11 protein-coding genes are annotated in these 14189 nt (G+C 43.6%); 1 reads left to right on the forward strand and 10 read right to left on the reverse strand.

Going from position 1 to position 14189, the window contains the following annotated elements; translation table 11 throughout:
* Position 1 precedes the first annotated feature (1 nt).
* A complete protein-coding gene (locus tag AC3E9V_RS20650; RefSeq protein ID WP_488750066.1) occupies positions 2 to 1414 on the forward strand; it encodes an FGGY-family carbohydrate kinase in 1413 nt (470 codons plus the stop codon).
* 516 nt (positions 1415 to 1930) lie between these two features.
* Here the strand turns inward: AC3E9V_RS20650 and AC3E9V_RS20655 are convergent.
* The 10 genes from AC3E9V_RS20655 to AC3E9V_RS20700 all read right to left on the reverse strand — a co-directional run bounded on the left by AC3E9V_RS20655 (position 1931) and on the right by AC3E9V_RS20700 (position 14135).
* Positions 1931 to 2227 carry a type II toxin-antitoxin system RelE/ParE family toxin gene (locus tag AC3E9V_RS20655; RefSeq protein WP_488750067.1) on the reverse strand — a complete coding sequence of 99 codons (297 nt, stop codon included), beginning with the start codon at positions 2225 to 2227 and terminating at the stop codon, positions 1931 to 1933.
* Complete coding sequence (locus AC3E9V_RS20660) at positions 2212 to 2448, reverse strand: hypothetical protein (RefSeq protein WP_488750068.1); 237 nt, start codon at positions 2446 to 2448, stop codon at positions 2212 to 2214. Before AC3E9V_RS20660 ends, AC3E9V_RS20655 begins: the two co-directional genes overlap by 16 nt.
* A gap of 46 nt (positions 2449 to 2494) precedes the next feature.
* Positions 2495 to 3520 carry a DUF998 domain-containing protein gene (locus AC3E9V_RS20665; RefSeq protein WP_488750069.1) on the reverse strand — a complete coding sequence of 342 codons (1026 nt, stop codon included), beginning with the start codon at positions 3518 to 3520 and terminating at the stop codon, positions 2495 to 2497.
* An 88-nt stretch (positions 3521 to 3608) separates the two neighbouring features.
* Positions 3609 to 4187 (reverse strand): helix-turn-helix domain-containing protein, encoded by a 579-nt coding sequence (locus AC3E9V_RS20670; RefSeq protein WP_488753674.1) that lies wholly within the window; start codon positions 4185 to 4187, stop codon positions 3609 to 3611.
* 108 nt (positions 4188 to 4295) lie between these two features.
* Positions 4296 to 5198, reverse strand: coding sequence for an NAD-dependent epimerase/dehydratase family protein (locus AC3E9V_RS20675; RefSeq protein ID WP_488750070.1), 903 nt, complete (start codon positions 5196 to 5198; stop codon positions 4296 to 4298).
* Positions 5199 to 5547: 349 nt separating this feature from the next.
* Positions 5548 to 7677, reverse strand: coding sequence for a hypothetical protein (locus AC3E9V_RS20680; protein WP_488750071.1), 2130 nt, complete (start codon positions 7675 to 7677; stop codon positions 5548 to 5550).
* A gap of 77 nt (positions 7678 to 7754) precedes the next feature.
* Entirely contained in the window at positions 7755 to 7982 is a 228-nt protein-coding gene (locus AC3E9V_RS20685) for an antitoxin (protein WP_488750072.1), read from the reverse strand.
* A 232-nt stretch (positions 7983 to 8214) separates the two neighbouring features.
* Positions 8215 to 9285, reverse strand: a complete 1071-nt coding sequence (locus tag AC3E9V_RS20690; protein WP_488750073.1) for a glycoside hydrolase family protein — start codon at positions 9283 to 9285, stop codon at positions 8215 to 8217.
* 162 nt (positions 9286 to 9447) lie between these two features.
* On the reverse strand, positions 9448 to 10953 hold the full coding sequence (locus AC3E9V_RS20695; RefSeq protein ID WP_488750074.1) for a RagB/SusD family nutrient uptake outer membrane protein: 1506 nt from the start codon (positions 10951 to 10953) through the stop codon (positions 9448 to 9450).
* Positions 10954 to 10973: 20 nt separating this feature from the next.
* Positions 10974 to 14135: a SusC/RagA family TonB-linked outer membrane protein gene (locus tag AC3E9V_RS20700; RefSeq protein ID WP_488750075.1), complete on the reverse strand. Its 3162-nt coding sequence runs from the start codon at positions 14133 to 14135 to the stop codon at positions 10974 to 10976.
* Positions 14136 to 14189: the final 54 nt, after the last annotated feature.

Genomic DNA, 14189 nt, shown 5'->3' on the forward strand with positions numbered 1-14189 from the left:
TATGGGACAAAAAACTCCAGTAACGGCCATAGTGGATATTGGGAAGACCAATAAGAAGTTCTTCCTGTTTGATGAGCACATGGATGAGATCACCCATGAGTATGTCCGCTTTGACGAAATTCAGGATGATGATGGTTTTCCATCTGAAAACCTGGAGGCTGTGGTCAACTGGATGAAAGAATGCGTCGTAGCGTTGACTAAAAGCAAGGAATACGAGCTGAAACGGCTGAACTTTTCCACTTACGGCGCTTCCATGGTGCACCTGGATGGAAACGGGGAGCAGGCTACACCATTTTACAATTACCTGAAACCTATGGAAGCCTCCCTGATGGAGGATTTTCTAAGAAAACATGGCCTGGATCGGGAGCAGTTTGAGGCGGAGACCTCCAGCCCACTGATGGGCTTCCTTAATTCCGGTCTGCAGTTGTATTATCTGAAGCAGGAAAAGCCCGAGCTTTTCAAAACCATTCGGGATTCATTGCATTTTCCGCAGTACCTGAGCTTTGCGTTTACCAAAAAGCTTTGCTCGGAGTTTACAAGCATCGGAAGCCATACAGCCTTATGGCACTACCACCAAAACCACTACCATCCGTGGATTGAAGCTGAGGGATTTACCTCTATCTTCCCGAAGATCGTGTCGTCTGACTATTCCTTTCATGTGGAGATCAATGGTCAACCGGTAGAAGTGGGTGTAGGCGTGCATGACAGTTCTTCTGCCCTGGTCCCATATATTCAGGCATCTACCGAACCTTTTGTATTGGTTTCTACGGGTACCTGGAGCATCTGCATGAACTACTTTAATGAAGAAGAACTCTCCATCGAGCATCTGAAGAAGGACTGCCTGAATTTTCTCAGCACAAAAGGAACCAACATCAAAGCTTCCCGGCTATTCCTGGGTAAGCACATCAGCGAACAGGCGAAAAGGCTTGCCCACCATTTTGGGGTGGATTACAGTACCTATAAAACCATGTCGTTTGATGCATCTTGCTTTGAACGACGCAGAGACCCGGCTCACCTACAGCTGGACCACAGCACGCTGGAGCCGGAGCGATTTGGGTTTAAAAACGGGTCAAACGATCAGCTCAGCAACTTCAAATCCTACAAAGAGGCCTACCATCACCTGATCGACGAGCTGACGGATCTGCAGATCGCTTCACTAAAGCTGGCAATTGGTAAAACGGACCTGAAAACGGTTTACGTAGATGGCGGCTTCAGCAGCAATGAGGTTTTTATGCAGCTGCTGGCCAATAAGTTGCCTGAGTATAAAGTCTATGGCTCCTCTTTCGCCAAGGGAACAGCGCTGGGTGCTGCTCTCCTGATCAATAAAACAGCTTTACCAAAAGACTATCTACACAAGCACTACAACCTGAAGCTGCATAAGGCAGTAAAGAGTGAGGTAAAGGCGAATTCTTAGGGTTTCAAATGAGTTTTGAAAGATTTTAATATACAGTCGGCTACCGGGATGAGACTCACAACAAAAAAATTGGCTTTCCTGCTTTTAAACAATAAATAGACAAAGACTACTAATGCTATCAGTGATAGCAGGAAGGAAAAACCATAACCTGGAAGCCGCAACAGACTCCAAATTCCATTGATAGAAATAACTAGGGGAAAAAATATCAAAAGAGATCTGTTTTCAGTAGATATCTTTTCCCTAATTATGAGAAAAAGAGCGATCAATAAAATCAAAAGGTAACCTATAAATCCTATTGTAATTATTGAGCTGTTCTCAAAAAGTGTTAAGATCAAAACAGCGCTAAACAGCCAGCCAATGTAATTTGAAGTTCGTTCATTATTCTGAATAATGAAGTAGCTAGTAACTACAATAGCGAGTAGTTTGATTAGAAAAACTGTGTTCATCAGAAGACCTTAAAAAACAGACCAAAACTGCAAAACTAAAAATCCCAATAAGATGAAAAGCTAAACCTAACTACCTTATTTTCAATTCATCCGGATCCTGTCTGCTATCCCAAACTGTTAAGATAAAAATATTTGTATCAGTGTATTCGTAAAAGAGCAAATAATCCCTTACAATTTTAACTCTCACATTTTGATAATCTGTTCGGCGACCAATATTGGGATGAACGGAAAGCAGTTTAGCTGCTTCTTTAAATAGCTTATTTAGTTTTTTACTGTAAGTGGTTGATTTATTTCTATCGATCCAGAACTGTAGGATCTCTTTGCGTTTTTGCTGAGCCAGAGGAGTCCAGATTACTGTTCTAGCCATTCGTCAATATCTCTGTCTGCCTGATTTGATTCTATTCCTCTCCCCTGTTTTAGTTCTTCCCTTGCCTGGTCAATTTCGGCTTTTTGCTGTTCATTTAATTGATAGATGGAATCGTCATCAAAATCTACTTCGAGAAGTCTGTATATTTCGTCCAGGATATCCTTATCATCAATGGACTTGATTCGTTTTAGAAGTTCGTTTTTATGTTCTGCCTCAATCATATTTCAATATACAAAAAATCGAATAATCTGGTTCACAAAGAAAAGGCTAGTTTTTTTGCAAGTTCGTTTTTGGAGCTTCAATTTTACTTGACAGTAAAATACCTAATGAAACATTCCATAGTGACCAGCCCAGATAGAAAAACCTCTGTATCATTCCTTCATAATTAAATCCAAACGGCCTGATAAAACGCAGAAACAATAACATCATTAACAAGCAACTGGCCATGGATAACCATCTCAATCTCAGAAAATCGACCTTATTCCTCCATAAAATAAATGACAAAAAGGTTCCAAGAATTAGAAATAATGGCGTAGGCCCTATTAGGCGATGAAACTCATTGCCCAAAGGAAACACTGCAGCCCAAAGGAAAAGTAGCGGCATGCTGAAGGATAAAATAGTTGGAATGGGTGAAATATTCAATTTTCTTGAAGCTCTGTAAAATCCATGTGAAAACAGGAGAGAAAATACCGAAAGAACAACAAAGGACGATGAGATAAATGTTTCGGCTTTTGATCCTATTGCTCCCAATCCACTTATGACGTTTGTAGCATGATTGTAGTTACCATGAATATATCCTCCTACAAAAGTGATAACCCAAAAGATAATCGGAGTTACAACTCCTGCTAAGAGCAAAAATTTGGCAGGTAAATAGTTTGGTTTGATCAACAAAAAAATAAGCATGACCAATAGAAAAGAAAAGACTGGTATGATTATTTGTCTTCTCATAAATACTGGATTAGGCACAGTGGCAATTTGAATGTAACAGGGTGTCTCTTCATTTAATAGTACGATGAAATCATACTTATGACCTGGTTGAACATCGTATGAGATTGAATCAATGTCAGTAATAAACGAAACACGTAGAGAATCATAATTCCATTTACTGCCAATTGAAAATACATCCGGATTGGCTTCAGGGTTTAGATGCCACCCTCCTTTTGCATAATAGTCGTCACCAACTCTAATGTCAACTGATTTTGAAGTGGCTCTAATTGTTGGCAGCTTTTCCTGGGCAAAAGTGGTAATACCAAGGAATAAAAAAACTGTGTACAGATAACTTTTCGGATTCATTTTTTTGACGGCAAAATGCCTGAATCCTTAATAAAAATGACCTAAAGCCCTATGTCATTTTTATGCCATTTTGGGTGACACCAATTACTTAGATTATTTGAGGAGTGAATTCCAAAAGAAACCGTTTTTTACTAAGGCCAATGGCTACCCACATAGAAATCATAGCATTAACCATAGCTAAAAAGGCATAAACAACCACAAATAATGGCACTCTTGCTCCATTCAATTGTTGAAATAGAATCGATAAGATCAAAGAAATTAACACCATCATGAGAATTGTAGCAAATGACCATAATAGTTGAAAACTCAATATTGCCTTGGCAGGCCTGTAGAACTTGGCTTTGCTTTTTTGTTTATAAAAAATATACGCTGGTAGAATAAGGTTACCAAATGGAATAATTAAAACGGCTAAGGAACTTAGATTCATCATCCTTGCTAAATTCAAATCATCTTCACTGAAAGTATTGCTTAAACCTCCATTGGTCAAGTCCGCTATTTCTACATCTAAAGCTCTTGCTAACATTTTGACCGTATAAGGACTTCCATTCGTAAGATTTTTTTCAATCCTCTGAATCGTTCTGATTGAAATCCCTGAAGTCTCAGCTAATCCTTGCTGAGTTAATCCACTGTGCTTTCGATATTTTTTTAACTTATTTATAATTGAAATTCAATTTTCTAGCGTGTTAGGCATGTCAGCTAGTGGCTATGAAGATAATAACCATTTATTTCAATCACAATGAAAAACGTCCAAGCACAAAGAGTTAGCAAGCGCCAATCACTTCCATTTCACATATTTCCGCCAGTTATGCTCTTCTTTGAATCCCAGCACTTCACGGATTTTACGATTTGAAAACAAGGCTTCATGCTCTCCCAATTCGCGAGTAATGGGCACACCAGGAAAAAACCGTTCAGTCAATTGTTTAGTTGGGACAACCGCACCATTGTGATCGTTTCCTGCATTGAAAACCTGGTAACCCAGACCATCTTTTTTCAAACACAGATCCACAATCTGTCCCAAATCACGCGCATCAATATAACAGAACGCATTCCTGCGCCGCACTTCTGGGTTTTCGAAATAATGTGGAAACAGTTCGGCGTATTCATGAGGCTCAATCACATTTCCAATACGAAGAGCATAAATATCAAAGCCTGACCGTCGCTGGAAGCTGCGTGCCGTTTTTTCATTCACAACCTTCGATAGTCCGTAGCTATCCATGGGATCAACGTCATAGTCCTCCTCCAAAGGCAAACATTTGGGGTCGGTTTTGCCATCTGAAAAACAGATACCGTAGGTGGTCTCTGACGAAGCAATAATGATCTTCTTTATCCCCAACTTAACAGCCGCTTCAATCACATTGTAGGTGCCCATGGTGTTGACACGAAACGTCTCATTATCAGGCTTGATCAGAATCCTGGGCACGGCCGCAAAATGAACTACCGCATCAAATGTTGGCGCGCCACTGCCTGCTTCCAGCTCATCCAATCCGGCATACGAACTCATGGCATTAAACATCTGTCCGGAATCCGTAATGTCTGCCACCAGATTATCCACCCCTGGATGATCCAAAGGTTTTAGATCCACATTCAACACTCTATGTCCCTGATCGAGCAAGTAGGATACCACGTGTTTTCCTGCTTTCCCCGAGCCTCCCGTAAAAAAGATTCTCTTTTTAGTCATGCATTCTCCCGTTTAATAACCGAAAGCAACTTACGCACAGGAGGAAATAAAGCCAAGGTTTGCAGGTAATAAATAGCTTTGAAATTGTGAGTTAAGCACAGCGTACGCTTGTGTTGTGGAAGGTGATTTTACTCCTCATCGTGAGGGCGCATTCCACTATGCTGTTTCATGGATATCTACAAAATGGAAGTAAATGAATAATTAATTCGCGAATTGCAAATCAAATAAAGAACTTAAGCCAAAGGGAGATTACTGTTAGTCATAATGAAACCGACACCTTGTATCCCTAAAGGGAAGCCATACGCACATTTTTTATTTGTCTACTGCCTATTGCTTATTGCCTACTGAATCAAGGCATTTTCCTCAGCCCTTCCCACTTCACCTCCCAGGTTCCATCATCCGGGAAGCCGGGGGTCTCTCCTGCTGATCCGTCCCAGCCAGCAGCCATCATCGCTACAGCAGTTAGTAAGCCACCATTTCCGGGCAGGTAAATTCGCAAGCGATCGTCCTGGTAGTTGTGGCCATTGGGTAAGTAAGTGTTTTTCTGCAGATCCATAAAAAGCGCATCTACTGCCTGCTCCGGGTTCTCCAGTCGGGCGGCACACATCGCCAGCATGGGATAGTCCCAACCCCAGGTGGTTTGCCATTGCCAGCTACGCTGGATCTCGTCGTAAGTGGCCTGCATGATCTCCGGATCGATCCGGTCACTCCCGGGCAGCATGCCCAGTGCCCCCAGCACCACCGGGTGATCCCTACGATAAAAATCATCCTCATACGCCATGGTATGGGAAGCGGTCGGTAGGTACAGGCCATCCTTTATTGCCAGCGGAGCCAGCTTATCGATCACCTCCTGCCATTTCTCATTGGGTTCCAGACCTAATCGCTCCCGCCACTTTTGTGCTACCGAAAGCGCATAATGCCAGTAGGAAAGCTCAAACGGCGGATCATTGGTTTCCATCGCCGGGAAAAGCTCTTGAGCGGGCTTCAGCGGAGCACACAGGTGATAAAACCCATCAGCCTGCTGCTGTGCATAATCCGCCATAAAATCTGCTGTTTGAAAGATGCGGTCTTTGTATTTCTCAAGTGTTTCCTGGTCCTGCTTTTGCCGGTAGATCAGCTCGGCATAATAGATCGGATGAGGCTGCTGCCAAACAAGGTATTCGCCCACTCCGGACGGGCTGCCCTGGCCGTACGGTCCGGTCATTTTTACCCACCTCACGCCCTCAAACCCCTGCCATTCGGCAATTTCTCTGGCTCGAGGCATGACTTCCGTATACCAGTTCATGCTTTTTTCCAGGAGTGGCAGGCGATCCCACAATGCAAAGTGAACCCCGTGCCACCAATGCATTTCCAGGTGGAACTTTCCATACCAGCTGTTCATCGTCAGGCCGGTTTCCTGCGGCGGCAGCTCTCCGGCGCATTGGATCTTCGTCAGGTACTGGCTGAGCACAACTCTGCGCTCCAGCTCAAAGGCTCGTGGATCCGTGCATTCAGAAAAATCAATGGCTGCACCGGACTCCCAAAAATCCTTCCAGGAGGCGATGCTGTTTTCAGCTGTTTGTTCAAAGTCCGGAATGGACTCCTGCTCCTCCGGAGCAAAACCAACAGAAAACGAAAAGCTATCTCCGGTTGGACTCAATACCCAGTCGTGTTTTGCTCGCTCAGTAAACTCTGCTGTTCCGGTCCAGTTAACGGCTGTGAAATAAGTGGTCGTATCAAGCGACCTTCTTAAAACCACTCCATTCTCGCTTTCCGATTCCAGGGTCGTTTGGTGCTTATCCTCAGCATCCCAATCATAGCCCGGACAAACGTGACAGTCCGAACCGTAAGGGAATTTCATAAACACCTTAAGCCTGCCCTGATCGATCAATGGCGAAGTGATGTTGGCTGCAATGGCATCTTCTTCCTGGTGACCAAAGAGTTCTACTTTGACCGGGACACCTGCTATTTCGTAAGTGCTTTCAATCTTTCCCGTCCACGGATCTAAGGTCTGATTGATGGCTTTCAAGTCTTCGAGAACTACTTTTTCACCATTTTCTTTGAGCAACTCCAGCCCAATGATGCCCATATGTAATCGATGGGGATTGGTGCGAAGTGCGTGGGTTGCCCTGCCTTTTCGCCCTTCGTTATGCTGTACTGCAAAAGGGATCACCTGGCCGGTGCAAGAAGTGTCATATTGTGCTACATCTTCAAAAGTAAAATGCTCCTCGGTAGGAATGGAATGCCACGCCCACTGCGATTGCGTGCCCAGGGAAACTCCTTTTTCATACTCCTTGTAAAAGGTCTGCAAGCCCGATACATCTACAGTAAAAGCAAAATCTCCATTGCCTACAGACAGGGACGCCAATGTGTCTGATTGATCCAGCTTTACAATATGTCTGGTGACCAGTGCTTTTCGGTCGATCTTTTTTGGTGATTTTGGTCCACATTGAGTCAGTACCAAGCCAAAAAATAGAACTAAGTAGAGAAATTTAGACATGTCCGGTCACAGGTGTTTTTGTAAGGTAATTTTAAAAAGAGACAGTGGAGAAACCATCCGGGTGCGTCCGGGATTCATCATAGACTCCTTTCAGTATTAGGGGGCTGCTGACGGCCCTGCGATAAGTAATCATCTGAAAAATCATCACGGCTTTCCTCAAAGGGTTTCCAGGGATCATTTATTGGACTAAGTATGATAGCGCTACCTATCTTTCTGATCAAAAATTCAGTATCAGTGGTTTGAAGGCTTTTGGGCAAGCGTATTGCCTGCCTGTTTCCGCTTTTAAAGATTTTTGTGGATTGCATAGGTATATACGTTTGTATATATAAAATAAACTAAATAGATAGTTTATTAAATCCAATAAATCCAAAAAATCAGCTTTTTGTCAGCACCTACCCATAGACTTCCATACTAATCCCATCACTTTTTGGGGATTACATCAGGTTTCAAACAATCACCTCATCAAACTTATTCCCATCAACCCAATAACCACATCGTTTGCAGTTGTCTTTAATTTAAGGCTTTTAAGTTCTTTTTTCAGCTGATTTCAAAAATGTATGTACTTGAGGTTTCGTATTTTCCACCTTGTGTGGTTAGAAATAAATGAGTCGGCTCCCTGTCTTTGAAAAGGATCTGTGGGCGCTCAAACCGGCCATACTTTGAAAGGTGTTTCGGCTTGGGTGGCTGATCGAAATAGTGATCGGTGTTGTAATAGCTGATCTTTGGTTCGGACCAGTTGATCCCGTCTTTTGACTCAATATACAGTCCATACTGATGATTGAAAATCCCCATATCCCGTAGTAGCATTTTAAACATTCCGTTTTCATACCATACAAAACCATCTTCAGCCTGGATGTTGTCTCCCCGGCCAGAATAGTCAATGATCGGATTACCTTTATATTTTTGGTAGGGTCCCTCTGGCTTATCAGCTATCGCCAGACCGTATTTTCGATTTCCACGGATCTTAGGGTTGGTATAATTTTCATAATCGTAAGTATTCCAGGACTTATAGTATAGCCAGTACTGTCCATTTGGATGCCGGACAAACGAAGGATTGGTCGTGCAATGATCGTCCCAGGCTTTAGGGTCTTCTGAAGGAAGTAAGAGCGGCTCATCAGACCTCTTCCAGGGACCACTCAAACTTTTGGCAGTAGCCAGTCCGATCCGTTTGGTATTGGTTCGTTTGTTGGAGTTTCCCATGTAAAACAGGTAATACTTCCCATCGATTTCTTTGATATGCGGGTTGTGGCAGGTTGTCGCATCCCAGAGGTCTCCACCTCTCGGTGTTAGGATTGTTTCAACATATCTAAACTCCTCATCGGGACTCTCAGCTATAGCATGGGCTATCTCAGATTGATGGAGCCAGCCACCCATTCCGTATTTTGCTGGCCAGCGAGAGTAAAACAGGTGAACTTTGCCATCCGGTCCATAGATGGGGCTTCCTCCCCATACATAGTATCCTTTGGTTTCCAACCTTCGTCCAAGAGGTTTCAATCGTTTTGCCAACTCCGAAACGTTATCCTGGGGTATTTCACCCATTCCGGGTCCATTAAATCCAAACCATAAAAGTGAGCTTCCAAAGAGTGATGAAAACGTTCTTCTGTCCATAATAACTGTTAAGAAAAAGTGGCAACCCTGAATCAGGGTTGCCACAATTACCAGGTGAATGTATGAGATCTAGTGAAATTGCAGAAAAAATCTACATTAAAATACGGCGCAAATAGTTGATTTCCACCTGATTGTCACTATTGATTATTTGTGCCATAGGCACTAGTAACCTGGGTTTTGATCATATAATCCAGGCTTAATGTCAATCTGAGCCTGATTAAGAGGATAAATAATAAAATTTGCACTCATTTCAGTAGGCATAACATCACTGCCTGGCTCGGCTGGTCGTAACCATGCATTCATCACATCTATTACTTCTCCAGTTCTTACCAGCGTGTGCCAACGCAGACCTTCACCCATAAACTCCCTTCGTCGTTCGGCTATAAGGTCATCTAATGTAGCGTTAGAGATTGTCGGAATACCTGCCCTGGTCCTGACATCATTGATGATTTGATCAACTTCTGCCTGCGTCCCCGATGCTCCCTGCAATATGGCTTCTGCTTTCATCATAAGCACATCCGTATACCGCATCAAGGGATAGTTGAGTTCATATTCGAAGCGATCAGTTGGATAACGAGAAAAATCGATCCATTTGTTATAAAACAGATCATTCCTAAAATTACCCGTAAGATCTGTCCAGCCTCTCTGTACACTGGCAACCCAACGTACATCATTAACAGTATCCATGTTTGCGATAAAATCCAGGGATATCCGCTTCACATCCAATCCACCGGAAACAGCTCCTCCTGTAGCAGTTGGAAAGGATTCCGGGACAAATTCACCAGGCCATTGACCGCCTAAACCGAGGCCTCCCCCGATGTATTGGATATCAAAAATGATTTCGGTGTTACCATCATTCAGTTCATTATCGTAACTAAAAATATCCGCATAAACAGGCTCCATAGCATGACGCCCACCATCTATTACGGCATCCAATAATGTAAGTGCATCGTCATATTCATTTGCAGCCAGTCCCGGACCATCAATACCATACGTCGGTCCTGAACGCGTCAGGTGCACCAGCGCTTTATAAGCTCTGGCGGCATCTTTCGTCGGCCGACCCACATCTGAACCCGTGTACGACTCATCCAAATTGTCAATTGCAAACTGTAGGTCTTCAAGGATAACCGCATACACGTCTGTAACGGCCGATCTTGGAATTTCAAGAGACTGTTCAGGCGTGACCAGCGTGGTAATTAGCGGGACTCTCCCAAAATACCTTACAAGGTCAAAATAGTAGAACGCCCTCAAAAATCGAGCTTCGGCCTCCAGTCTTCCCCGAAGCGCTGCATCATCCACCAAACTTTGGTCTTGCATAGCATCAAGGATTGCATTGGCTCCCATGATGGCATTATAGTTGATGCTCCAGGCATCGCGAACAACGTCACTTGTAGGAAGATTTGTGGAAAAATTGTTGATGGGATCCCAAGGCCGTACACCCCCTTGCGAAACTCCCCACACATTATCCGATCTGATCTCGGACATATAAAGCGCTCTGACCGGATAGGCATCCAACCGCTCATAAACACCGTTTAATGCAACTTCTATATCAGCTGCATTTTTATAAAACCCGTTACTCCCAACCTCAGAAAGTGGAGCCTGATCCAAGTCATCCTCACAAGAGGTTATGGCAAGAACCGAAATTAATATTATAAAAATCTTTTTCATTTTTTTCAATTTACGATTGACTAAAACTTGAGATTCAGCCCAAAAACCATTGACTTATACAATGGGAATGCTCCGTAATCATCACCATTATTATTTACAGCTTCCGGATTGAACCCTCCGTCATAAGAGTCCTTCCCAAACCAGTTTTCTGCCGTAATGTATACCCTGCCCCCATCAATATACTTCAAGTTTTGGAGCACATTGTCTAAGTTGTATCCAAGCGTTATGTTTCTTACTCTAATATAATTACTGGAGTAGAGCCAGTCAGTACTCTTGATACGTCCGAATGAAGAGGCCGCTTTACCACGGGGAGCGTCGAAGTTTTGATTTTCAGCAGTCCATCTTTCACGATCAATCCCAATTTTGTTGTCATTATACCCTTGACCGGTCCGGTCCATGGCACGTCCAAATGTAGAATAAATGGATCCTCCGGACTGACCCTGAATAAAGACTGACAGGTCAAACCCTTTAAAAGAAAAGTTATTGGTTATCCCATAGAGATAATCCGGGTTAGGATGTCCGGAAAGCACCCGGTCATCACCATCTATGACACCATCATCATTTTGATCTACATATTTAGCGTCTCCTACTTCCTGCGTATTAAGCATAGCCGCCCCTCCGTCAATATCCGCCTGGCTCAATATACCATCAACTTGCACCACGTAAATGCTATACATGGGTTCGCCAACACGTAAAATGTTGTGCTGAATATCAAAAGCACCACCGAGAATATCGGCATCTTCAGGACCGAGATGGACAACTTCATTGGTGTTGTGACTTAAGTTTAATGAAGTAGACCATGTAAAATCGCCCACTAAATTGCGCGTTGTAAGTTCCCACTCCCATCCTTTATTTTCAACTTCTCCGATATTTGTAAATGCCGTGGTAAATCCAGTGGCTGAAGGTACACCTACTTCCAGCAGCAAGTCTGATGTAACGCGGTTATAAACATCAAAAGACGCAAATACCCTGTTTTCAAACAACCCAATATCCAGACCGACATCAATTGTCGTTGCTTCTTCCCATTTAAGGTTGCTGTTTGCATAATTTCCCGGTCTTAAACCTGTTGCCTGCTGGTCTCCTAAAGTATAATGATTGATATCCAGGACCGCCACATGCTCATAATCATTAATAGGTGTATTACCGGTTTTACCCCAACTCGCTCTCAACTTCGAAAAATTGATCACTGAGGGCAGAAAACCCTCCTCAGAAAGTATCCATCCTGCTGACACTGCCGGGAATACACCCCACTTCGTATCCGGTCCGAACTTTGATGAACCATCTCTTCGAATAGACCCCGTTAGCAGGTATTTGTCCTTCAGGGAATACTGAAGCCGTCCAAAATAAGATATCAGGACATGTTTGCTTTCCCTTGTGAAGGTACCTGAAGGATTTACTGTCGCCTGATTCAGCGTTTGGATCCCTTCAATGTTGAAGTCCCCCGAAACCCGTATATCCTGATTGTTATAAGTAGTGCTGCTATACGATTGACCTACCACTGCCGACACATTACTCCCTCCAAAACTTTTGGAATACGAAAGTGTGTTTTCATTGACATAGGTCTGTCGCTGATAGCTTCTGAAACGACCCGAAGCAGTTCTGTTTCGAGTAACAAAAGCAGGTGTGTAGTCCTTTTGGGTTTGATCTGCATTGTCCAGATTAAAGGTTGTCTTCAAATTAAGTCCGCTGATGATTTCATAGTTGACAAATGAAGTTGCAAGCGTTCTGAATATTTTCTGATCTCCGACGCTGTTTTGCGCTACCCGTACAGGGCTTGACCTTGAAGTCCCCCAAAAATATTGAGTATTGTCACCCACATTAATATCGATCCCTACATCTTCCTCGGAAACTGGCGATACAGAAACAGTCAGGTGCATTTGTCGATCCTTACCCTCCACCCCTGGATCACTTGCAATCGAATAAGAAGGGTTAAGGTTTAGCCCGAACGACAACTTTTCGCTGGCATTTACCTGCAAGTTGGCTCTTCCTGAAAACCGTTTATAGCCAACACCCCAGGCTATACCGTCCTGATCAAGATAATCACCGGAAATAAAATATTTAACCGCATCAGTTCCCCCGTTTGCCGACAGCTGATAGTTTTGTACAAAACCTTTCCTAAACATTTCATCCTGCCAGTCAATGTAAACAAGTCCCGGATGGCCTGGCATGGCCCATCTTTCATCCAAATAATACCTACTGTTAAATGTTGCACCCGGATCAATGGCGAGTTCATTAGCTAATCTTGTGGCGTTATCATCAGAGGCCTGACGGTTTTGAGTACCATTATCTCTACTAATGTAAGCATCATTAATCATTTCAGTGGCTCTTTCTACCCACTCTTCAGCGCTCAGAACATCCAACTTCTTGGCTGTTTCACTCCACCCGGTATAATAGTTAAAATTTATGGTAGGTTTTCCCGATCTTCCTGACTTTGTGGTTATAATTACCACGCCATTCGAAGCACGGGAACCGTAAATAGCTGCTGCCGAAGCATCTTTCAATACCTGAATGGACTCTATATCATTTGGATTGATGTTATCCAGCGGACTTCCCTGGCCGAAATTGCCATTCCCATCCCTGTAAGACACCTCCAGAGGGAATCCATCAATGACATAGAGTGGCTCGTTGTTTCCGCTGATTGACCCGGTGCCACGAACCTGAACACTAAAACCTTTGCCTGGAACACCACTGGATTGTACCACACGCACCCCGGCCATTTGACCGACCATGGCCTGATCTATCCGTTGAACTGGCCTCTCTTTAAGGTTCTCAGCTCCAAATATAGAAACAGCCCCTGTAAGATCTGATTTCTTCTGCGTACCATATCCTACAACCACTACTTCCCCTAACTGTTGAATGTCTTCCACCATCGTAACATTGATGGTGGATTGGCCACTTACAGCAATTTCCTGAGTGGTTAAGCCAATGGCGCTGAACACCAGTGTGGCATCATCAGGGACAGAAATGCTATAACTTCCGTCAATTCCGGAAATCGTTCCCTGGGTTGTACCCTGAACCAGGATATTAACCCCGGGAAGTCCGGACCCATCTTCAGCGGACGTTACCGTTCCGCGGACGGTCTGCTGTGCAAACAGGGAACCTGTCCCCATAATACCTAGCAGAATCACGAGCCCCACCGACCTGGTGAGCCCCTTCATTACCATGAGTAATTTTCGCTTCATATGTGATATAGTTAAAATTTCAAAACAGTGTGTAATCGTTTGCACTAATTGTAC

Source organism: Marinoscillum sp. HNIBRBA16962, from assembly GCF_057801515.1.